This is a genomic window from Streptococcus oralis subsp. tigurinus, from assembly GCF_002096275.1.
Lineage (GTDB): Bacteria > Bacillota > Bacilli > Lactobacillales > Streptococcaceae > Streptococcus > Streptococcus oralis_CN.
The window spans coordinates 678330-699195 of sequence record NZ_NCUG01000018.1 but is presented as its reverse complement, the minus strand read 5'-3'; the positions used below and the strand labels follow the sequence as shown (position 1 = coordinate 699195).

At 41.3% G+C, this 20866-nt stretch carries 23 protein-coding genes and 1 pseudogene; all 24 read left to right on the top strand.

Going from position 1 to position 20866, the window contains the following annotated elements; translation table 11 throughout:
* The first annotated feature begins 4 nt into the window (after positions 1–4).
* The 24 genes and pseudogenes from B7725_RS08585 to tpiA all read left to right on the top strand — a co-directional run bounded on the left by B7725_RS08585 (position 5) and on the right by tpiA (position 20763).
* A complete protein-coding gene (locus tag B7725_RS08585) occupies positions 5–1666 on the top strand; it encodes a ribonuclease J (protein ID WP_084875680.1) in 1662 nt (553 codons plus the stop codon).
* A 69-nt stretch (positions 1667–1735) separates the two neighbouring features.
* Positions 1736–2515: an alpha/beta hydrolase gene (locus tag B7725_RS08580; protein ID WP_084875678.1), complete on the top strand. Its 780-nt coding sequence runs from the start codon at positions 1736–1738 to the stop codon at positions 2513–2515.
* Between the two features lie 105 nt (positions 2516–2620).
* Positions 2621–3322: pseudogene (locus B7725_RS08575) on the top strand (matrixin family metalloprotease).
* A gap of 103 nt (positions 3323–3425) precedes the next feature.
* The gene (gene uvrC, locus B7725_RS08570) at positions 3426–5249 is read left to right on the top strand and encodes an excinuclease ABC subunit UvrC (RefSeq protein WP_084875676.1); all 1824 of its coding nucleotides are present in this window, start codon (positions 3426–3428) and stop codon (positions 5247–5249) included.
* Positions 5250–5273: 24 nt separating this feature from the next.
* Positions 5274–5879, top strand: coding sequence for a hypothetical protein (locus B7725_RS08565; protein ID WP_084875674.1), 606 nt, complete (start codon positions 5274–5276; stop codon positions 5877–5879).
* Positions 5876–6715: a metallophosphoesterase family protein gene (locus tag B7725_RS08560; RefSeq protein WP_084875672.1), complete on the top strand. Its 840-nt coding sequence runs from the start codon at positions 5876–5878 to the stop codon at positions 6713–6715. Before B7725_RS08565 ends, B7725_RS08560 begins: the two co-directional genes overlap by 4 nt.
* 158 nt (positions 6716–6873) lie before the next feature.
* Positions 6874–7398 (top strand): hypothetical protein, encoded by a 525-nt coding sequence (locus B7725_RS08555; protein WP_000720912.1) that lies wholly within the window; start codon positions 6874–6876, stop codon positions 7396–7398.
* Between the two features lie 185 nt (positions 7399–7583).
* On the top strand, positions 7584–8189 hold the full coding sequence (locus B7725_RS08550; protein ID WP_084875670.1) for a nitroreductase family protein: 606 nt from the start codon (positions 7584–7586) through the stop codon (positions 8187–8189).
* Positions 8190–8201: 12 nt separating this feature from the next.
* Positions 8202–9602, top strand: coding sequence for a dipeptidase PepV (gene pepV, locus B7725_RS08545; RefSeq protein WP_084875668.1), 1401 nt, complete (start codon positions 8202–8204; stop codon positions 9600–9602).
* Between the two features lie 53 nt (positions 9603–9655).
* Positions 9656–10240, top strand: a complete 585-nt coding sequence (locus B7725_RS08540) for a uracil-DNA glycosylase family protein (RefSeq protein WP_084875666.1) — start codon at positions 9656–9658, stop codon at positions 10238–10240.
* Between the two features lie 12 nt (positions 10241–10252).
* Complete coding sequence (locus B7725_RS08535; RefSeq protein WP_084875664.1) at positions 10253–10744, top strand: prolyl-tRNA synthetase associated domain-containing protein; 492 nt, start codon at positions 10253–10255, stop codon at positions 10742–10744.
* Positions 10745–10765: 21 nt separating this feature from the next.
* Positions 10766–11053: a rhodanese-like domain-containing protein gene (locus B7725_RS08530; protein ID WP_084875662.1), complete on the top strand. Its 288-nt coding sequence runs from the start codon at positions 10766–10768 to the stop codon at positions 11051–11053.
* Positions 11054–11223: 170 nt separating this feature from the next.
* Positions 11224–12549, top strand: coding sequence for a branched-chain amino acid transport system II carrier protein (gene brnQ, locus B7725_RS08525; protein ID WP_162279025.1), 1326 nt, complete (start codon positions 11224–11226; stop codon positions 12547–12549).
* A 100-nt stretch (positions 12550–12649) separates the two neighbouring features.
* On the top strand, positions 12650–13687 hold the full coding sequence (locus B7725_RS08520) for a M42 family metallopeptidase (RefSeq protein ID WP_084875658.1): 1038 nt from the start codon (positions 12650–12652) through the stop codon (positions 13685–13687).
* A 17-nt stretch (positions 13688–13704) separates the two neighbouring features.
* A complete protein-coding gene (locus B7725_RS08515; protein ID WP_084875656.1) occupies positions 13705–14670 on the top strand; it encodes a hypothetical protein in 966 nt (321 codons plus the stop codon).
* The gene (locus B7725_RS10240; protein WP_275655512.1) at positions 14657–14785 is read left to right on the top strand and encodes a hypothetical protein; all 129 of its coding nucleotides are present in this window, start codon (positions 14657–14659) and stop codon (positions 14783–14785) included. Before B7725_RS08515 ends, B7725_RS10240 begins: the two co-directional genes overlap by 14 nt.
* Before the next feature lie 95 nt (positions 14786–14880).
* The gene (locus B7725_RS08510; protein WP_084875654.1) at positions 14881–15342 is read left to right on the top strand and encodes an HIT family protein; all 462 of its coding nucleotides are present in this window, start codon (positions 14881–14883) and stop codon (positions 15340–15342) included.
* 14 nt (positions 15343–15356) lie between these two features.
* A complete protein-coding gene (gene ldcB / locus B7725_RS08505) occupies positions 15357–16073 on the top strand; it encodes an LD-carboxypeptidase LdcB/DacB (protein WP_084875652.1) in 717 nt (238 codons plus the stop codon).
* 122 nt (positions 16074–16195) lie between these two features.
* Complete coding sequence (gene rplK / locus B7725_RS08500; protein WP_001085808.1) at positions 16196–16621, top strand: 50S ribosomal protein L11; 426 nt, start codon at positions 16196–16198, stop codon at positions 16619–16621.
* A 97-nt stretch (positions 16622–16718) separates the two neighbouring features.
* Positions 16719–17408, top strand: coding sequence for a 50S ribosomal protein L1 (gene rplA / locus B7725_RS08495; RefSeq protein WP_001085675.1), 690 nt, complete (start codon positions 16719–16721; stop codon positions 17406–17408).
* Between the two features lie 175 nt (positions 17409–17583).
* Positions 17584–18096, top strand: a complete 513-nt coding sequence (locus tag B7725_RS08490; RefSeq protein WP_001049315.1) for an adenine phosphoribosyltransferase — start codon at positions 17584–17586, stop codon at positions 18094–18096.
* 181 nt (positions 18097–18277) lie between these two features.
* Entirely contained in the window at positions 18278–19222 is a 945-nt protein-coding gene (gene metA / locus B7725_RS08485; RefSeq protein WP_084875650.1) for a homoserine O-acetyltransferase MetA, read from the top strand.
* 8 nt (positions 19223–19230) lie between these two features.
* The gene (locus tag B7725_RS08480) at positions 19231–19908 is read left to right on the top strand and encodes a DnaD domain-containing protein (protein ID WP_070535625.1); all 678 of its coding nucleotides are present in this window, start codon (positions 19231–19233) and stop codon (positions 19906–19908) included.
* A gap of 96 nt (positions 19909–20004) precedes the next feature.
* Positions 20005–20763, top strand: coding sequence for a triose-phosphate isomerase (gene tpiA, locus B7725_RS08475; protein WP_007520446.1), 759 nt, complete (start codon positions 20005–20007; stop codon positions 20761–20763).
* Positions 20764–20866 lie beyond the last annotated feature (103 nt).

The window sequence follows — 20866 nt, the reverse complement described above, 5'->3', positions numbered from 1 at the left end:
GAAAATGAGTAATATCAGTTTAACAACACTAGGTGGTGTACGAGAAAATGGGAAAAATATGTACATTGCTGAAATCGATGAATCTATCTTTGTTTTGGATGCAGGGCTTAAATACCCTGAGAATGAACAACTTGGGGTAGACGTTGTCATTCCAAATATGGAATACCTTTTTGAAAATAGCGATCGTATCGCTGGGGTCTTCTTGACCCACGGACATGCGGATGCCATTGGAGCTCTGCCTTACCTTTTGGCTGAGGCTAAGGTGCCTGTGTTTGGCTCTGAATTAACCATCGAGTTGGCAAAACTCTTTGTCAAAGGAAATGATGCTGTTAAGAAATTCAATGACTTTCATGTGATTGATGAGGATACGGAGATTGACTTTGGGGGAACGGTTGTTTCCTTCTTCCGTACGACTCACTCTATCCCAGAGAGTCTGGGAGTTGTGTTGAAAACACAAAAAGGGAACATTGTTTACACAGGCGACTTCAAATTTGACCAGACGGCTAGTGAATCCTATGCGACGGATTTTGCGCGTTTAGCTGAAATCGGTCGTGATGGTGTCTTGGCACTTCTCAGTGATTCTGCAAATGCAGACAGCAATATCCAGGTGGCGAGTGAGAGTGAAGTTGGGGATGAAATTACCCAAACCATCGCTGATTGGGACGGTCGTATCATCGTTGCAGCAGTTGCCAGCAACCTTTCTCGTATCCAGCAGGTTTTTGATGCAGCTGCGGAGACTGGCCGTCGAGTCGTTTTGACTGGATTTGATGTTGAAAATATCGTTCGTACAGCGATTCGTCTCAAAAAATTATCCCTGGCTAATGAAAGCCTTTTGATTAAACCAAAAGAAATGTCTCGTTTTGAAGACCATGAGTTGATTATCCTAGAGACAGGTCGTATGGGTGAACCCATCAATGGACTTCGCAAGATGTCCGTTGGGCGCCACCGTTATGTAGAAATCAAGGATGGGGACTTGGTTTATGTTGTAACAACTCCATCTACCGCCAAAGAAGCGGTTGTGGCTCGCGTTGAAAATATGATTTACCAAGCTGGTGGTGTGGTAAAACTCATTACCCAGAGCTTGCGAGTATCAGGACACGGAAATGCGCGTGATTTGCAGTTGATGATCAATCTTTTGCAACCGAAATATCTTTTCCCTGTCCAAGGGGAGTACCGTGAGTTGGATGCGCATGCCAAGGCTGCTATGGCAGTTGGAATGTTGCCAGAGCGCATTTTCATCCCTAAAAAGGGAACGACCATGTCCTATGAACATGGAGACTTTGTCCCAGCTGGAGCAGTTTCTGCAGGCGATGTCATGATTGATGGAAATGCCATTGGTGATGTTGGGAATGTCGTTCTTCGCGACCGTAAGGTCTTGTCAGAGGATGGAATCTTTATCGTGGCCATCACTGTTAACCGTCGTGAGAAGAAGATTGTGGCTAAGGCTCGTGTTCATACGCGTGGATTTATCTACCTTAAGAAAAGTCGCGACATTCTCCGTGAAAGTTCAGAATTGATTAACCAAACGGTAGAGGAGTATCTTCAAGGTGATGACTTTGACTGGGCAGATCTCAAAGGCAAGGTTCGTGACAATCTGACCAAGTACCTCTTTGATCAAACCAAGCGTCGTCCAGCAATCTTGCCAGTCGTGATGGAAGCTAAATAATCAGCAGAATACCTACGGAAAAAGTCGAAATTCGGCTTTTTCTTATAGAATAGTATAAAGGAGAAAACCATGGCAGTTATGAATATCGAGTATTACTCTGAAGTTTTGGATATGGAGTGGGGCGTCACCGTGCTCTATCCAGATGCTAGTCGAGTGACTGAACCAGATTGCACAGATATTCCTGTCCTTTATCTTTTGCACGGAATGTCAGGAAATCAGAATAGCTGGCTCAAGCGAACCAATGTCGAGCGCTTGTTGCGCGGGACCAATCTCATTGTTATCATGCCCAATACAAATAATGGCTGGTACACAGATACCCAGTACGGTTTTAACTACTTTACTGCTCTAGCAGAAGAACTCCCCCAAGTCATGAAACGCTTCTTCCCCAATATGACCAGCAAGCGAGAAAAGACCTTCATAGCAGGTCTATCCATGGGTGGTTATGGTTCCTTCAAACTGGCTCTCGCAACCAATCGTTTTTCTCATGCGGCTAGTTTTTCTGGTGCGCTCAGTTTTCAAGAATTTTCTCCTGAAAGTCAGGATATGGGCTCACTTGCCTACTGGAGAGGAGTTTTTGGAGAAATCAAAGACTGGACAACTAGCCCTCATTCGCTTGAAAGTATTGCTACGAAATCGGATAAAAAAACCAAACTTTGGGCTTGGTGTGGTGAGCAAGATTATCTCTACTCTGCCAATAACCTAGCAGTGAAGAACCTCAAGAAACTTGGTTTTGAAGTGACCTATAGTCATAGTGCTGGCACTCATGAGTGGTACTACTGGGAAAAACAATTGGAGCGTTTTTTAGCTACTCTCCCAATTAACTTTGTTTTGGAAGAGCGCTTATCTTAGTTTTAGGTTTCTTTCAGTTTTTTGAGTAAAATAGAGAATCTATCTTGATTATGGGAGACCATCGATTTTGAGATAGATTCTTATTTTTATGAAAGGTGGAGTGTCATGTTCTGGATTATTCGATTATTTCTCCAATTTCTTTTGGGAATTTGGCGTTTCTTTTGGCGTCTGGTTTGGACTGTGGTCATTCTACTTCTCATTGCCTTTGGAGTGGTTTGGTATCTGACAGGTGATTTTCATTCTGCGGTCAATCAGGTTGAAAAAATGAGTAAGATTGGTCAAGGTGGCTGGAATCAGTGGAAGGAGACGGGAACGCTGGAGGTCTTGTCTCAGACAGACAGTCACCAACATGCAGAAGGCAAGTGGGCTCAGGCCTCAGCTCGCATCTATATTGAACCTCAAATGGATGAGACCTTCTAAGGTGCCTATGCAGAAGCTATAAAAAACTGGAATCAAACGGGAGCCTTTACCTTTGAGGTGGTAGCGGATTCTAGCCAAGCAGATATTGTGGCAAGTGAAATGAATGATGGATCGACAGCTGTAGCTGGTCAAGCCGAGAGTCAAACTAATTTGTTAACCAAACAATTTATATCTGTAACGGTTCGCCTGAATCACTATTATCTATCCAATCCAAACTATGGTTATTCTTATGAACGGATCGTGCACACGGCGGAGCACGAGCTGGGGCATGCCATCGGATTGGATCATACCAACGAAACTTCTGTCATGCAGCCAGCAGGTTCCTACTATGGAATTCAGCCTCAGGATGTGAAGGCTGTTCAAGAGCTCTATACCAGTAGCGACTAGATGAAGTCAGTGCAATCCGAAATGAAATCAAAGCTCCTCTCCATCAAGTGATCGGTGGGGCTTTTTGTTCGTCCTGTTACAGGCTTTTTGCTATAATGGAACTATGAATAACTTAATCAAATCAAAACTAGAGCTCTTGCCGACCAGCCCTGGTTGTTACATTCACAAGGATAAAAATGGCACCATTATCTATGTAGGAAAGGCTAAAAATCTACGCAATCGCGTGCGCTCCTATTTCCGTGGGAGTCACGATACCAAGACGGAGGCACTGGTGTCTGAAATTGTAGATTTTGAATTTATCGTCACTGAGTCCAATATTGAGGCACTTCTCCTAGAAATCAACCTCATCAAGGAAAATAAGCCCAAGTACAATATCATGCTCAAGGATGATAAGTCCTATCCTTTTATCAAAATTACCAATGAGCGCTATCCTCGATTGATTATCACCCGTCAGGTCAAAAAGGACGGTGGTCTCTACTTTGGTCCCTATCCAGATGTGGGGGCAGCCAATGAAATCAAGCGACTTTTAGATAGGATTTTTCCTTTTCGTAAGTGTACCAACCCGCCCTCTAAGGTCTGTTTTTACTACCATATCGGCCAATGTATGGCCCACACCATCTGTAAGAAAGATGAGGCTTATTTCAAGTCCATGGCTCAGGAGGTTTCTGATTTCCTAAAGGGGCAGGATGACAAAATCATAGATGACCTCAAGGGGAAGATGGCAAAGGCAGCTCAAAGTATGGAGTTTGAACGTGCGGCGGAATACCGTGACTTGATTCAGGCGATTGGAACGCTTCGGACTAAGCAAAGGGTCATGGCCAAAGATTTGCAAAATCGCGATGTTTTTGGCTACTATGTGGACAAGGGTTGGATGTGCGTGCAGGTTTTCTTTGTCCGTCAGGGCAAGCTCATTGAGCGGGATGTCAATCTTTTCCCCTATTACAATGATCCGGACGAGGACTTCTTGACCTATGTGGGACAATTCTATCAAGAAAAATCCCACCTGGTTCCCAATGAGGTGCTGATTCCGCAGGATATCGATGAAGAAGCCGTTAAGGCCTTGGTGGATACCAAGATTCTCAAGCCCCAGCGCGGAGAGAAAAAACAACTGGTCAATCTAGCTATAAAAAATGCTCGAGTCAGCCTAGAGCAGAAATTTAACCTGCTAGAAAAATCTGTCGAAAAGACCCAAGGGGCTATTGAAAATCTGGGACGTTTGCTCCAAATCCCGACTCCGGTTCGCATCGAGTCCTTTGATAACTCTAATATCATGGGAACCAGCCCTGTTTCAGCTATGGTGGTCTTTGTTAATGGCAAACCGAGTAAAAAAGACTACCGAAAGTACAAGATAAAAACGGTTGTAGGTCCAGATGACTATGCTAGTATGCGAGAGGTTATTCGCAGGCGTTATGGTCGAGTTCAACGTGACGGTTTGACTCCTCCAGATTTGATTGTAATTGATGGGGGACAAGGTCAAGTCAATATTGCTAAGCAGGTCATCCAAGAAGAGCTGGGCTTGGATATCCCAATTGCTGGTTTGCAAAAGAATGACAAGCACCAAACCCATGAATTGCTCTTTGGAGATCCGCTGGAGGTGGTGGAGTTGTCTCGCAATTCTCAGGAATTTTTCCTCCTCCAACGCATCCAAGATGAGGTGCACCGCTTTGCTATCACTTTCCACCGGCAACTGCGCTCCAAAAATTCCTTTTCATCACAACTGGATGGGATTGAAGGATTGGGACCTAAACGCAAGCAAAATCTCATGAAACATTTTAAGTCTCTCACTAAAATCAAGGAAGCCAGTTTGGATGAGATTGTCGAAGTTGGTGTGCCAAGGGTAGTCGCAGAAGCTGTTCAGAGAAAGTTGAACCCTCAGGAAGAAGTGGAATTGGCTCAAGTGGCGGAACCATTAAAAGAATTAGAATAAGTATCTAGATAGAAAGTAGAAGAAATGAATAGGATTGAGATTGACAGAGATATACTCCTTTTTTTACGATTTGCTTACTTTGGGAATTCAAAAGATTTATTTTTAGCTGCAACTACTCGAGCCTATCTTGATTTTAATCGAACCTTGCGATTTCATGGCATGCCAGATGAACAGCGCTTGGAGATGAGAAATCGAGCTTCTAAGTGTATCAAAGAAGCGATTTTAAATCTCTTGAATCGGGACAAGCTGTGTCAAACTGATTTTGATAGTTGGCATCATAGGACTTGTGATGTTTTGATAGATTGCTATCGCTCAAATGGGATTCGATTCACTTACGGTCATGCTCAAAAGTGGATTAATATGACTTTCAAGTATCTCTATATGCTGGAGGCTGTACCCCTAGACTCCGTTTTTCCTTTTTTACACGTACCGATAGATAACATCGTGTTAGAGAGGGCTAATAAAAAGTTGTGTATCCCAAGACCTTCTCAAGTGTGGAGTAGTTGGGGAGATTACGCTTTCTATCTTCAATATCAAGGTTATTTGAGACAAAAAGTAGGCAAGGAAAATCCTCTTCGTTGGGAGTTTCACAATTGGCTAGATGAAATAGAAAAAGGAAAATCATCATGAACCATAAAATCGCAATTTTATCAGATATTCATGGCAATGTGACAGCGCTAGAAGCGGTGATTGCAGATGCTAAAACTCAAGGAGCCAGTGAATATTGGCTTATGGGAGATATTTTTCTTCCCGGTCCCGGTGCAAATGACCTAGTCTCCCTGCTAAAAGGCCTTCCTATCACGGCAAGTGTTCGAGGCAATTGGGATGATTGTGTCCTTGAGGCTTTAGATGGGCAATATGGCTTAGAAGACCCACAGGAAGTTCAGCTCTTGCGTATGACACAGTATTTGATGGAGCGAATGGATCCTGAAACGATTGTCTGGCTACGAAGCTTACCTATGCTAGAAAAGAAAGAAGTTGATGGGCTACGCTTTTCTCTTTCTCATAATTTGCCAAATAAGAACTATGGTGGTGACTTGTCTGTTGGGAATAACACAGATAAATTTGACCAACTCCTAGATGAGGAAACGGACGTGGCAGTCTATGGTCATGTCCACAAGCAGTTGCTTCGTTATGGAAGCCAAGGGCAACAAATCATCAATCCAGGTACAATTGGCATGCCCTATTTTGATTGGGAGGCGTTAAAAAATCACCGTGCCCAGTATGCCGTGGTAGAAGTGGAAGATGGGGAATTGGTCAATATCCAATTCCGTAAGGTTGCTTATGACTATGAAGCGGAGTTAGAATTGGCCAAGTCCAAGGGGCTTCCCTTTATCGAAATGTATGAAGAACTACGTAGAGATGACAACTATCGGGGGCACAATCTGGAACTTTTGGCTAGTTTAATCGAAAAGCACGGGTATGTAGAGGATGTAAAAGATTATTTTGATTTTCTGCAAAGTTAGAAATAAAGCGGGTAGCCCATATTTTGAAGTGAGGTTTGTAGTCGAATCGCTTAGAAAAGAGTCAGACGATGAGGAAAAAAAGATGCCTTAGCTAAAGTTTGACATTGAAATTATTTTGTTATACAATGAACTCAATTCTTAATAAAAAGGAGAACATTATGAAGAAAATTATTACAGCCAGTATGGCTCTTTTATCTGTTGTTGTTTTAGCAGCATGTTCAGGGAAAACAACGTCTGATTCTTCGACTAAGGCTTCAAGCTCTGTAGAACAAACTTCTTCTTCAGAGACTTCATCAACAACGTCTAGTTCAAAGACAGAAAATAATGAGGTTGTTTTGATCACCGATGAAGAAATTGACAATGCTAAAACTGTTGGAGATGTGAAGAAAGTCTTTGGTAAACTAGTCGACAATTATAAAAAGCATGCAGTTGAAATTGGGGAAAAAATTCCAGAGAGTGGAAAAGAAGCATATAACGCCCAAGTTGAACCCGCGCTTAAGTCTATGGAGACTGTAAGAGAGTCATTTAACGAAAGCCTTTCAAGTATTGGTTCTGATGATACAGTAGTGCCAGAACAAACGCGTACTCTATTTGTTCAACAGTTGAAAACTGGACGTGACACAATGAAGAAAGCGCTGGAAGCGGCTTATAAAGCAGTTGCTCCATACACATCTGGTCAATAATATGAGAAAGTAGGTGAATTATCACCTGCTTTTTGATTTGTTTAAATCCAAAACGATACCTACATAAAGAGCTACAAGTGGATAGTAGAGAGTTTGAAAGAAGTACTAACTCTATGAAAAATCTCTGCAAGCTCTTTCAAATTATGGTAGAATGGAAGCAGTAGAATTAGAAAAGGAAATCGATTATGAAATTTCTTGAATTAAATAAAAAACGTCATGCAACCAAGCATTTCACTGATAAGCCGGTGGATCCCAAAGATGTACGTACGGCTATTGAAATCGCAACCTTAGCCCCAAGTGCCCATAACAGCCAGCCATGGAAGTTTGTAGTCGTTCGTGAGAAAAATGCTGAATTGGCAAAATTGGCATACGGTTCGAACTTTGAGCAGGTGTCATCAGCACCTGTAACCATTGCCTTGTTTACAGATACAGACCTTGCTAAACGTGCCCGCAAGATTGCCCGTGTTGGTGGCGCAAAGAATTTCTCAGAAGAGCAACTTCAATATTTTATGAAGAATCTGCCTGCTGAATTTGCACGTTACAGTGAGCAACAGATCAGCGACTATCTAGCTCTTAATGCAGGACTAGTAGCTATGAACTTGGTTCTTGCACTGACTGACCAGGGAATTGGTTCTAATATTATTCTTGGATTTGACAAATCAAAAGCCAATGAGGTTTTGGATATCGAAGACCGTTTCCGCCCAGAACTCTTGATTACGGTAGGTTACACAGATGAAAAATTGGAACCAAGCTACCGCTTGCCAGTGGATGAAATCATCGAGAAAAGATAGAAGGAAGAAAAAATGACAGCAATTGATTTTACAGCAGAAGTAGAAAAACGCAAAGAAGACCTCTTGGCTGACTTGTTTAGCCTTTTAGAAATCAACTCTGAACGTGATGACAGCAAGGTAGATGCGCAGCATCCATTTGGACCTGGGCCGGTAAAAGCCTTGGAAAAATTTCTTGAAATCGCAGACCGCGATGGCTATCCAACTAAAAATGTTGATAACTACGCAGGACATTTTGAGTTTGGTGAAGGAGAAGAAGTTCTCGGAATCTTTGCCCACATGGACGTGGTGCCAGCTGGTAGCGGTTGGGACACAGACCCTTATACACCAACTATCAAAGACGGTCGCCTTTATGCGCGTGGAGCTTCAGATGACAAGGGGCCTACAACAGCTTGTTATTATGGTTTGAAAATCATCAAAGAATTGGGCCTTCCAACTTCTAAGAAAGTTCGTTTCATTGTCGGAACAGACGAAGAATCAGGTTGGGCAGACATGGACTACTACTTTGAGCACGTAGGACTTGCGAAACCAGACTTCGGTTTCTCTCCAGATGCTGAATTTCCTATCATCAACGGTGAAAAAGGAAACATCACAGAATATCTTCACTTTGCAGGTGAAAATACTGGTGTAGCTCGTCTTCACAGCTTCACAGGTGGTTTGCGTGAAAACATGGTACCTGAATCAGCAACAGCAGTCGTTTCAGGTGACTTGACTGACTTGCAAGGAAAACTAGATGTCTTCGTCACTGAACACAAACTCAGAGGAGAAATCCAAGAAGAAGCTGGCCAATACAAGGTGACCATCATTGGTAAATCGGCCCATGGTGCTATGCCTGCCTCAGGTGTCAATGGAGCTACTTACCTAGCACTCTTCCTCAGCCAATTTGACTTTGCTGGACCAGCAAAAGACTACCTCGACATCGCTGGTAAGATTCTCTTGAATGACCATGAGGGTAAAAATCTCAAGGTGGCTCATGTGGATGAAAAGATGGGTGCCCTTTCTATGAATGCAGGTGTTTTCCGCTTCGATGAAACAAGCGCTGACAATACGATTGCCCTCAACTTCCGTTATCCAAAAGGAACAAGTCCAGAGCAGATCAAGTCAATCCTTGAGACCTTGCCAGTTGCTTCAGTTAGTCTTTCTGAACACGGTCACACCCCTCACTATGTGCCAATGGAAGATCCACTTGTACAAACCTTGTTGAATGTCTATGAAAAACAAACTGGGCTTAAAGGTCATGAGCAAGTTATCGGTGGCGGTACCTTTGGTCGTTTGCTAGAACGTGGTGTTGCCTACGGTGCTATGTTCCCAGATTCTATCGATACCATGCACCAAGCCAATGAATTTATCGCCTTGGACGACCTCTTCAGAGCAGCAGCAATCTATGCCGAAGCTATCTATGAATTGATCAAATAATGATATAGAAGTCTGAGATTCTAATCTTAGACTTCTTTTTGGAGGGAAAACAGATGTCTCAAATTGAAAGAATCAAGAAAGCTATTATGGCTGATCCACAGAATGCCAGCTACACAGAACGCGGAATCGACCCTCTCTTTGCGGCGTCAAAAACTGCTCGCATCAATATTGTCGGTCAAGCTCCGGGGTTTAAAACGCAAGAAGCTGGGATTTATTGGAAGGATAAGAGTGGTGATCGTCTGCGTGAGTGGTTTGGTGTTGACGAAGACACTTTTTACAATTCAGGTTATTTTGCAGTTCTGCCAATGGATTTTTACTTTCCAGGACATGGCAAGTCAGGAGATCTTCCTCCTCGTACAGGTTTCGCAGAAAAATGGCATCCACAACTCCTCAAGGAATGTCCAAATATTGAATTGACCCTTTTGATTGGACAATATGCTCAGGCCTACTATCTTAATGAGAAAATCAGTGGTAAGGTAACAGAGAGAGTTCGACACTATCAGGATTACTTGCCAGAATTTTTCCCTCTGGTGCACCCGTCACCGCGAAACCAAATTTGGATGGCCAAAAATCCTTGGTTTGAGTCAGAAGTGGTGCCAGAGTTGAAAGCATTGGTACAAAAGATTATTCATCAATAAAGGAGAAAAACTATGGATGCTTATCAACAAGTAGCTAATACCTTGCAAGAGTTGGGAATCACCTTTGATGTGGTGGAGCACCCACCTGTATTTACGACAGAGCAGGCGGATAGCTATATTGAAGGAATGGAAGGAGTCCGGACTAAGTCCATGTTTTTGACCAATAGGAAGAAAACTCAGTACTATCTACTCATAATGGATGACAAGAAACGATTGGATATGGATGACTTTAAAGTTCAAGTGGGAGCCGATCGAATTCGAATGGCCTCATTGGACTCCTTGGCTGAGAAAATGACCCTACCAGCAGGAACAGTATCACCTTTTGGTTTGTTAAATAATGAAGAAAAAGATATTCTAGTTTATTTTGATAAGGACATTGTATCGGAGGATATCATGACTTTCCATCCTAATAATAATGAAAAGACCATCTTTATTAAAACCCAAGACTTGTTCCGATTTTTAGAGTCGATTGGATTTACCTATGGGGTTTTAATCTTGCCTTAATGGCATCAAAAAGAAGAAATGATGAAAGAAATTGTTTTTGACAAATTTTACCAACTTTACCAGAAAGAGTCCCTTTCTGTATTGGATGTGAGGGAAGTAGATGAATTTGAAGCTCTTCATTTAGAAGGTGCTCAGAACCTACCACTTAGTCAATTAGCTGATATCTATGATCGATTGGATAAGGACCTCTTGCATTATGTCATTTGCAAATCTGGAATGAGATCAGCGCGTGCTTGTCAGTTCTTGGAGGAGTATGGATATAAGGTCATCAATGTTCAAGGTGGTATGACGGCCTTTGAAAATCTTTAAAATTTTGCATTTCTCCTATTTGGTGTGGACTAGGTAGGAGAATTTTGTTTTTAGATAATTCTTATTTTTAAAAATATTGAAAACATTCAATATTTACTTCGTGATGCTTTTTTCATACTCTTATTCGTGATATACTAGGTCAGTATTTTAGAAATATGAAGGAGATTATTATGGCTAAAAAAGGTGCCCTAACAGGCTTACTCCTGTTTGGAATATTTTTTGGTGCGGGGAACTTGATTTTTCCGCCTTCTCTAGGTGCTTTATCTGGAGAACAGTTTCTTCCTGCCATCGCAGGTTTTGTATTTTCGGGTGTCGGGATTGCTGTCCTAACGCTTATCATCGGAACGCTCAATCCTAAAGGATACATTCACGAGATTTCTAAGAAAATCTCACCTTGGTTTGCGACTCTTTATCTTGCAGTCCTCTATCTATCGATTGGTCCCTTCTTTGCTATCCCACGTACAGCAACAACAGCTTACGAAGTTGGGATTAGCCCCCTCTTGTCTGAAGCAAATAAAGGTCTAGGATTGATTATCTTTACCGTGCTTTACTTTGCAGCAGCCTATCTGATTTCACTCAATCCTTCAAAGATTTTGGATCGAATCGGACGTATTTTAACGCCAGTCTTTGCTTTGTTGATCGTTATCCTAGTTGTACTAGGTGCCTTCAAATATGGTGGAACCAGTCCTCAAGCAGCTTCAGCAGCCTATCAATCTTCTGCCTTTGGTACAGGTTTCCTAGAAGGTTATAACACCTTGGATGCCCTTGCCTCAGTGGCTTTTAGTGTGATTGCTGTTCAAACCTTGAAACAACTTGGATTCTCAAGTAAGAAAGAGTACATTTCAACTATTTGGGTTGTTGGTATCGTTGTAGCTCTTGCTTTTAGTGCCCTTTACATCGGTTTAGGATTCCTTGGAAATCACTTCCCTGTACCAGCTGAAGTGATGAAGAGTGGAACACCAGGTGTTTATATCTTGTCTCAAGCAACTCAGGAAATCTTTGGTTCAACAGCTCAACTCTTCCTTGCTGTTATGGTAACTGTAACCTGCTTCACAACGACAGTTGGATTGATTGTGTCGACAGCAGAGTTCTTTAACGGTCGTTTCCCTCAAATCAGCTACAAGGTTTATGCAACTGCCTTTACCTTGATTGGATTTGCCATTGCAAACCTCGGTTTGGATGCAATCATTAAGTACTCAGTGCCAGTACTGGTAATCTTGTACCCAATCACCATCGCCATTGTGATGATCGTGATTGTTAATAAGTTTTTCGCCCTATCAAAACCGGGCATGCAGTTAACAATTGGAGTAGTCACAGCAATTGCTCTTGCAAGTGTTCTTGGAAGTTCCTTTAAGATTGAGTTTCTAGCAAATCTCGTCAATGCTCTTCCGTTTGCAGCTGCCTCTCTACCATGGTTGGTGCCAGCAATTATCGGAATATTACTTTCCTTGGTTTTACCAAACAAACAAGAGAGTGATGCTTTTGAGATGGAATAAAAAATAGAAATCACTTTTGTAAGTCAACTTTACAGGAGTGATTTTTCTTTTTTCCTCTCTACTGAAATATGCTATAATAGGTAGCAAAAGAGGTGAAGAAATGAATCAAACTATAAACTATATCAAAGAATTAACCGCTATTGCATCTCCGACAGGTTTTACTCGTGAGATTTCAGACTATCTAGTCCATACTTTAGAGAAACTTGGTTACCAGCCTGTTCGCACAGCCAAGGGTGGTATCAATGTTACTATTAAAGGTCAAAATGATGACCAACAGCGCTATGTGACTGCCCATGTGGATACGCTAGGTGCTATTGTTCGTGCAGTCAAACCGGATGGTCGTCTCAAATTGGATCGTATCGGTGGTTTTCCCTGGAACATGATTGAGGGAGAAAACTGTACCGTTCATGTGGCTAGCACAGGTCAAAAGGTATCTGGAACCATCCTCATCCACCAGACTTCATGCCATGTCTACAAAGATGCAGGAACTGCAGAACGCACGCAGGACAATATGGAAGTGCGTTTGGATGCAAAAGTAACCAATGAAAAAGAAACCCGCGCCTTGGGCATCGAGGTTGGCGACTTTATTAGTTTCGATCCGCGAACAGTTGTGACAGAGACTGGTTTTATCAAGTCACGTCACTTGGACGACAAAGTCAGCGCAGCGATTTTGCTCAATCTTCTTCGTGTTTATAAGGAAGAGGGGATTGCATTGCCAGTAACAACTCATTTTGCTTTTTCAGTCTTCGAAGAGGTGGGCCATGGTGCTAACTCCAATATTCCAGCTCAAGTAGTGGAATATCTAGCTGTGGATATGGGAGCTATGGGCGATGACCAGCAGACGGATGAATATACAGTGTCTATCTGTGTCAAGGACGCTTCAGGTCCCTATCACTATGACTTCCGTCAACATTTAGTGGCTTTGGCAAAGGAGCAAGATATTCCATTTAAGCTCGACATTTATCCATTTTACGGTTCGGATGCTTCAGCGGCTATGTCTGCAGGAGCAGAGGTCAAACATGCCCTCCTTGGAGCTGGTATTGAGTCCAGTCACTCTTACGAACGAACACACATTGATTCAGTAGTGGCGACTGAGCGTATGGTAGATGTTTATCTTAGAAGTGAGTTGGTGGAGTAAAGGGGCGATGAAGTATTATGTTTGAAATGCTGAAACAATTAGCAACTCCTGCCATAATAACAGGGCTAATTTCGGGTTTGTATGCTTATTTCCAAAAGAAAAAAGAAGAATATCGTGAATACGTGTATGAAAATAAACAAGAAAACTTTAAAGAACTAGTTGTTTATGCCGATGAACTGGTAGATAAAGGGATTGCTAATCCAGATTTAGAAAAACTACTTTTTAAAATTTCTCAAAAAATTAATCCGTATGGACGAAAAATACAAACTTTTGGTAAATATCAGTGGATAGAAGATGATGGATATGTATGGTACCAAATAGAAATTATAGAGAATAAACTTGCTTCTCAAAAACTTCAAATAAAAGATTTAAAAGAACTAGCTCATCGGATACAGATTTCTAAACGATTACTAGATATAAAAGTAGAAAAAAATATTTCGCTCATAAGTTCAGCTAAAATATGGTTTTATTTATTGCAGTATGCGATGTTATTACTTCAGCTATTTCTCATTTACTCTGTGTATAATCGTTTTATCGAACAACCTACTGAATTCTCTCCAATATTAGCTTGTTGCTTAATTTTGGCAGTGATTTTAATTTTTTTACTCCCGGAATTAAGTGTTAATGAAATCGATGATAGAAAATCTGAAATAGGCTTTATAGCTTTCCTTTTCTTTATTGTCGCAGTTGATGTTATAACAGCGTATTATTCCTATAATTCGCATAATAATGTTTTTATAGTTCCTCTTGTTGGAATAGTTTCACTTATTCTAATTGTTGGTGAAGTAATTTTAAAAGCTATCATTTTCGGGGAAAATGAAATTGGTAAAGTATCTACAATTTATAGTGAAGAATATAGAAAATTACAGGAACCTAAGTTAGGTAAGAGACGCTTTAGAAATTATTTTAAAGTTATTCCATTTTTAAATAAGATTAAGGATTTATTTCACAAAGATAAGAGTGAGGGGAATGATGATCTATAAACACCGACTCTTTTACCTTAATTACAACTTTCATGACTTTGAAACAGCTGAGGATAGGGATAGCATGACAGCGGATATCCAAGGGGTAAATAAAGCAGGGATTGGCAGTGAGTGATTTAATCCCTATATACTTGAGAATGCAAATATAGCTAATCTCGAGCTGTCAGGCTCAAGATATTTTGAACTTATTAGAGTTGAAAGGAGAGACTCATGTGCCTTATTTGTGAGCGGATAGACCTGATCAAGGCAGGGGAAAATCCCTACTTTGTAAAAGAACTAGAAACAGGCTATGTTGTCATTGGAGACCACCAATACTTTAAGGGCTATACCTTATTTCTGGCAAAAGAGCATGTCACAGAACTCCACCATATGGAGACTTCTGAAAAATTGCGTTTTCTAGAGGAAATGAGTTTGGTCCAAGAAGCTGTTGCCAAAACGTTTAAAGCTGAAAAAATGAATATTGAACTCCTAGGAAATGGAGATGCCCACGCTCACTGGCACCTCTTTCCAAGACGATCAGGTGATATGAAGGGTCATGGATTGAATGGCCGTGGTCCAGTCTGGTGGGTGCCATGGGAAGAAATGGCGGCAGAAGATTGCCAAGTGAAATCCCATGAGTTGGAACAAATGATTAAAGCCTTATCCGATGAATTAGAGAAGCACTTGGTATAAGAGAGGAAGAAAAAATGAAAAAAAGATACATCGTTTTATCTGGTTTGCTAGCAGTAACCCTAGCAGCATGTTCTCAAGAAAAACCTAAAAATGAAGAAAACACTCAAAAAACGGAACAAACTAGTCAACCTGAAGGAACTGTAGGGAACAAATCCCAAGCCTCTAGTCAGAAGAAGGCAGAAGTTGTCAATAAGGGAGACTATTATAGTATTCAAGGGAAGTACGATGAAATCGTCATAGCTAATAAGCACTATCCTTTGTCAAAAGACTATAATCCAGGAGAAAATCCAACAGCTAAAGCAGAGTTGCTGAAGCTCATTGCAGCAATGCAAGCAGCTGGCTACCCAATCAGTGATCACTACAGTGGTTTTAGAAGTTATGAAACTCAAACCAAACTTTATCAAGACTATGTGAATCAAGACGGTAAGGAAGCAGCAGATCGCTACTCGGCTCGCCCAGGTTATAGTGAACACCAAACAGGTCTTGCTTTTGATTTGATTGGGACTAATGGAGAATTGGTGACAGAGGGGAAGGCGGCTCAGTGGCTCTTGGATCATGCGGCTGACTATGGCTTTGTTGTTCGCTATCTCAAAGGCAAGGAAAAAGAGACTGGCTACATGGCGGAAGAATGGCATCTTCGCTACGTCGGAAAAGAAGCCAAAGAAATTGCTGCAAGTGGTCTCAGTTTGGAAGAGTACTACGGCTTTGAAGGCGGAGATTACGTCGATTAAAAAAGTAATTTTTCTCTTGCATTTTTAGATAAATAGTGTATAATGGAAAGGTATGTGTAAAGCATACTTGTGGGAGGTAAAAATCTTTAATTACCGCCAAAACCACAAAGGAGGATTTAAAAATGGCTAAAAAAGTCGAAAAACTTGTAAAATTGCAAATCCCTGCTGGTAAAGCTACACCAGCTCCACCAGTTGGACCTGCTCTTGGTCAAGCTGGTATCAACATCATGGGATTCACAAAAGAGTTCAACGCTCGTACAGCTGACCAAGCTGGTATGATCATTCCAGTTGTTATCTCAGTATACGAAGACAAATCATTTACTTTCGTTACAAAAACACCACCAGCTGCTGTTCTTTTGAAAAAAGCTGCAGGTGTTGAAAAAGGATCAGGTACACCTAACAAAACTAAAGTTGCTACAGTTACTCGTGCACAAGTACAAGAAATTGCAGAAACTAAGATGCCAGATTTGAACGCAGCAAACATTGAGTCTGCAATGCGTATGATCGAAGGTACTGCTCGTTCTATGGGATTCACTGTTGTTGACTAATCAATAACACCCCCAATATAACCCGCAAGACTTCATCATTTCGAGAAGTGACGTGGGAGATGAAAATCGATTGAACCACTTACAAGGAGAATAGAAAATGGCTAAAAAAAGCAAACAACTTCGTGCTGCTCTTGAGAAAATCGACAGCACAAAAGCATACAGTGTAGAAGAAGCTGTAGCACTTGCAAAAGAAACTAACTTTGCAAAATTTGACGCAACTGTAGAAGTTGCTTACAACTTGAACATCGACGTTAAAAAAGCTGACCAACAAATCCGTGGAGCAATGGTATTGCCAAACGGTACTGGTAAAACTTCACGCGTTCTTGTTTTCGCACGTGGTGCAAAAGCTGAAGAAGCAAAAGCTGCTGGTGCAGACTTTGTTGGTGAAGATGACCTTGTTGCGAAAATCAACGACGGTTGGTTGGACTTCGACGTAGTTATCGCTACACCTGACATGATGGCTCTTGTTGGACGTCTTGGACGTGTCCTTGGACCACGTAACTTGATGCCAAACCCTAAAACTGGTACTGTAACAATGGATGTTGCTAAAGCAGTTGAAGAGTCTAAAGGTGGTAAAATCACTTACCGTGCTGATCGTGCAGGTAACGTTCAAGCAATCATCGGTAAAGTATCATTTGAAGCTGAAAAATTGGTTGAAAACTTTAAAGCTTTCAACGAAACAATCCAAAAAGCAAAACCAGCTACAGCTAAAGGAACTTACGTAACAAACTTGACAATCACAACTACTCAAGGTGTTGGTATCAAGGTTGACGTAAACTCACTTTAATTAACAGATTTTTAAAAACGAGTACGAATGTGCTCGTTTTTTTGATGATAAGTTTATTCCAGGTAAAATAACTCTATTAATAGCCTGATGAAGCAAGAGAATAGTGCTTTTCCTCTTCTTCTTTCACAGAAAATGTGGTATAATAGAGAGTAAAAACTTTGAAAGAAAGAAAAAGATGAATTTAAAAGATTATATCGCAACGATTGAAAATTATCCTAAGGAAGGTATCACCTTCCGTGATATCAGCCCATTGATGGCAGATGGTAATGCCTATAGCTACGCTGTTCGTGAAATTGTTCAGTATGCAACAGACAAGAAGATCGACATGATTGTGGGTCCAGAGGCTCGTGGATTTATTGTTGGTTGCCCAGTTGCTTTTGAGTTGGGGATTGGCTTTGCACCCGTTCGTAAACCAGGGAAATTGCCACGTGAAGTCATTTCTGCTGACTATGAGAAAGAGTACGGTATTGATACCTTGACCATGCATGCTGATGCGATTAAACCAGGTCAACGTGTTCTCATCGTAGATGATCTTTTGGCAACAGGTGGAACTGTAAAAGCAACGATTGAGATGATTGAAAGACTTGGTGGAATTGTAGCCGGTTGTGCTTTCTTGATTGAGTTGGATGAGCTTAAAGGCCGTGAAAAAATCGGAGATTACGATTACAAGGTACTTATGCATTATTAATGAAAAACAGTCCTTGGGGCTGTTTTCTCTTCATCTGCTATATAAATTAACTATAGCTAGTTAGAGAAAAACTATAATTGAAAACTATATCTTCATACAGTATAATAAAGGGACTAAGTGTTTGAGATTTGACTTCAAACACATTCAATTATTTCTAAAAGAGTACAGTTAGGAGAAGGTTATGCCGATTCGAATTGATAAAAAATTGCCAGCTGTTGAGATTTTACGGACAGAGAATATCTTTGTCATGGATGATCAACGTGCGGCCCACCAAGATATCCGTCCCTTGAAAATTTTGATTTTAAACCTAATGCCCAAAAAAGTGGTCACAGAGACCCAGTTGTTACGGCATTTAGCAAATACTCCTTTGCAATTGGACATAGACTTTCTCTATATGGAGAGCCACCGTTCCAAGACGACTCGTGCAGAGCATATGGAGACTTTTTATAAAACTTTTCCTGAAGTCAAGGACGAGTATTTTGATGGGATGATTATCACAGGGGCTCCGATTGAGCATTTACCATTTGAGGAAGTGGACTATTGGGAGGAATTCAAGCAGGTCATCGAATGGTCCAAGACGCATGTTTTTTCAACCCTCCATATCTGTTGGGGAGCTCAAGCAGGTCTATATGTTCGCTATGGCGTTGAAAAGCACCAGATGGATCGGAAACTATCAGGAATTTATCCACAGGACACCTTGAAAGAAGGGCACCTTCTTTTTAGAGGTTTTGATGATCGCTATGTAGCTCCTCATTCTCGTCATACTGAGATTTTAAAAGAAGAAATCTTAAACAAGACCAATCTGGAGATTCTGTCAGAAGGTCCTGAGGTTGGGGTTTCTATCCTAGCTAGTCGAGATTTGCGTGAGATTTATAGTTTTGGTCATTTGGAGTACGATCGTGACACTTTGGCAAGAGAGTATTTTCGTGATTATGAGGCGGGACTCGACCCTCATATCCCAGAGAACTACTTTAAAAATGATGATGTAAATGAGACGCCCTGTCTCTGTTGGTCTTCATCAGCTGCCCTCTTTTTCAGCAATTGGGTAAACTATGCAGTTTATCAAGAAACCCCTTTTGACTGGAGAAAGGTAGAGGATGATGCGGCTGCATTTGGATATCTATAAGAGGAATTATGACATATTTTGACGCTTTTAAATCAGGGAACTTGGTTTTGCCAAGTGCCCTGCTCTTGCATTTTAAGGAACTCTTTCCTTCCAGCGAAGATTTTCTGGTCTGGCAATTTTTCTATTTACAAAATACCACAGCCCTAGGAGATGTTTCACCTAGTCAGATTGCTGAAATCATTGGGAAAGAGGTGGCAGATGTCAACCAATCTATTTCAAATTTGACTGAAAATGGGCTACTACAATACCGAACGATTGAACTAAATGGGGAGATTGAGCTCATTTTTGATGCTAGTTTGGCTTTTGAACGCTTGGATAGCTTGCTAGACAACCAAACTCCAGATACAACTGCCCCAAATCCGCAGAATCAATTGAAGGATCTGGTTGAAACTTTTCAGCAGGAATTGGGACGCTTATTAACACCATTTGAAATCGAAGATCTTTCTAAGACGGTCAAAGAAGATGGAGTTAAGGCGGATTTGATCAAGGAAGCTCTCCGAGAGGCTGTTCTCAATGGCAAGCCAAACTGGAAATATATTCAGGCAATCCTACGAAACTGGCGCCATGAAGGTATTCAGTCTGTGGCTCAGGTAGAGGCCAAACGAGCAGAGCGAGAAGCAAACAATCCCAAACAAGTTCAGGCTTCGGCTGATTTCCTCGATGCCATGAATTTGTGGCAAGATTAGTCGCTTGAAAAATCTTGAAAATTAGAGTAAGGTTTGCAAGCTCTTTATAAATATGATAGAATAATAGTGAATAAAATGAAAAAAGAGGTATGTGAAATGTCACGTAAACCATTTATCGCTGGTAACTGGAAAATGAACAAAAATCCAGAAGAAGCAAAAGCATTCGTTGAAGCCGTTGCCTCAAAACTTCCTTCATCAGACCTTGTTGAAGCAGGTATCGCAGCTCCTGCAGTTGATTTGACAGCTGTTCTTGCTGCTGCTAAAGGTTCAAACCTTAAAGTTGCTGCTCAAAACTGCTACTTTGAAAATGCAGGTGCTTTCACTGGTGAAACTAGCCCACAAGTTTTGAATGAAATCGGTACTGACTACGTTGTTATCGGTCACTCAGAGCGTCGTGACTACTTCCATGAAACTGACGAAGATATCAATAAAAAAGCAAAAGCAATCTTTGCAAACGGTATGCTTCCAATCATCTGTTGTGGTGAATCACTTGAAACTTACGAAGCTGGTAAAGCTGCTGAATTCGTAGGTGCCCAAGTATCTGCTGCTTTGGCTGGATTGACTGCTGAACAAGTTGCTGCATCCGTTATCGCTTATGAGCCAATCTGGGCTATCGGTACTGGTAAATCAGCTTCACAAGACGACGCACAAAAAATGTGTAAAGTTGTTCGTGATGTTGTAGCTGCTGACTTCGGTCAAGAAGTTGCTGACAAAGTTCGTGTTCAATACGGTGGTTCAGTTAAACCTGAAAATGTTGCAGAATACATGGCTTGTCCAGATGTGGACGGAGCTCTTGTTGGTGGAGCATCACTTGAAGCTGAAAGCTTCTTGGCATTGCTTGACTTTGTAAAATAATCTAGGTTATTCCAGACAGTCTGCTAAGACTGTCTTTTTTTAAAGACTGTATATTTTTCTTAAATTATCAGTCAATTACAACTTTTTTAATATGGGTTAATTT

Coding starts and splice junctions, on each gene's coding strand:
- B7725_RS08585 (WP_084875680.1), top strand. CDS start 5: ATGAGTAATATCAGTTTAACAACACTAGGTGGTGTACGAGAAAATGGG.
- B7725_RS08580 (WP_084875678.1), top strand. CDS start 1,736: ATGGCAGTTATGAATATCGAGTATTACTCTGAAGTTTTGGATATGGAG.
- uvrC (WP_084875676.1), top strand. CDS start 3,426: ATGAATAACTTAATCAAATCAAAACTAGAGCTCTTGCCGACCAGCCCT.
- B7725_RS08565 (WP_084875674.1), top strand. CDS start 5,274: ATGAATAGGATTGAGATTGACAGAGATATACTCCTTTTTTTACGATTT.
- B7725_RS08560 (WP_084875672.1), top strand. CDS start 5,876: ATGAACCATAAAATCGCAATTTTATCAGATATTCATGGCAATGTGACA.
- B7725_RS08555 (WP_000720912.1), top strand. CDS start 6,874: ATGAAGAAAATTATTACAGCCAGTATGGCTCTTTTATCTGTTGTTGTT.
- B7725_RS08550 (WP_084875670.1), top strand. CDS start 7,584: ATGAAATTTCTTGAATTAAATAAAAAACGTCATGCAACCAAGCATTTC.
- pepV (WP_084875668.1), top strand. CDS start 8,202: ATGACAGCAATTGATTTTACAGCAGAAGTAGAAAAACGCAAAGAAGAC.
- B7725_RS08540 (WP_084875666.1), top strand. CDS start 9,656: ATGTCTCAAATTGAAAGAATCAAGAAAGCTATTATGGCTGATCCACAG.
- B7725_RS08535 (WP_084875664.1), top strand. CDS start 10,253: ATGGATGCTTATCAACAAGTAGCTAATACCTTGCAAGAGTTGGGAATC.
- B7725_RS08530 (WP_084875662.1), top strand. CDS start 10,766: ATGAAAGAAATTGTTTTTGACAAATTTTACCAACTTTACCAGAAAGAG.
- brnQ (WP_162279025.1), top strand. CDS start 11,224: ATGGCTAAAAAAGGTGCCCTAACAGGCTTACTCCTGTTTGGAATATTT.
- B7725_RS08520 (WP_084875658.1), top strand. CDS start 12,650: ATGAATCAAACTATAAACTATATCAAAGAATTAACCGCTATTGCATCT.
- B7725_RS08515 (WP_084875656.1), top strand. CDS start 13,705: ATGTTTGAAATGCTGAAACAATTAGCAACTCCTGCCATAATAACAGGG.
- B7725_RS10240 (WP_275655512.1), top strand. CDS start 14,657: ATGATGATCTATAAACACCGACTCTTTTACCTTAATTACAACTTTCAT.
- B7725_RS08510 (WP_084875654.1), top strand. CDS start 14,881: ATGTGCCTTATTTGTGAGCGGATAGACCTGATCAAGGCAGGGGAAAAT.
- ldcB (WP_084875652.1), top strand. CDS start 15,357: ATGAAAAAAAGATACATCGTTTTATCTGGTTTGCTAGCAGTAACCCTA.
- rplK (WP_001085808.1), top strand. CDS start 16,196: ATGGCTAAAAAAGTCGAAAAACTTGTAAAATTGCAAATCCCTGCTGGT.
- rplA (WP_001085675.1), top strand. CDS start 16,719: ATGGCTAAAAAAAGCAAACAACTTCGTGCTGCTCTTGAGAAAATCGAC.
- B7725_RS08490 (WP_001049315.1), top strand. CDS start 17,584: ATGAATTTAAAAGATTATATCGCAACGATTGAAAATTATCCTAAGGAA.
- metA (WP_084875650.1), top strand. CDS start 18,278: ATGCCGATTCGAATTGATAAAAAATTGCCAGCTGTTGAGATTTTACGG.
- B7725_RS08480 (WP_070535625.1), top strand. CDS start 19,231: ATGACATATTTTGACGCTTTTAAATCAGGGAACTTGGTTTTGCCAAGT.
- tpiA (WP_007520446.1), top strand. CDS start 20,005: ATGTCACGTAAACCATTTATCGCTGGTAACTGGAAAATGAACAAAAAT.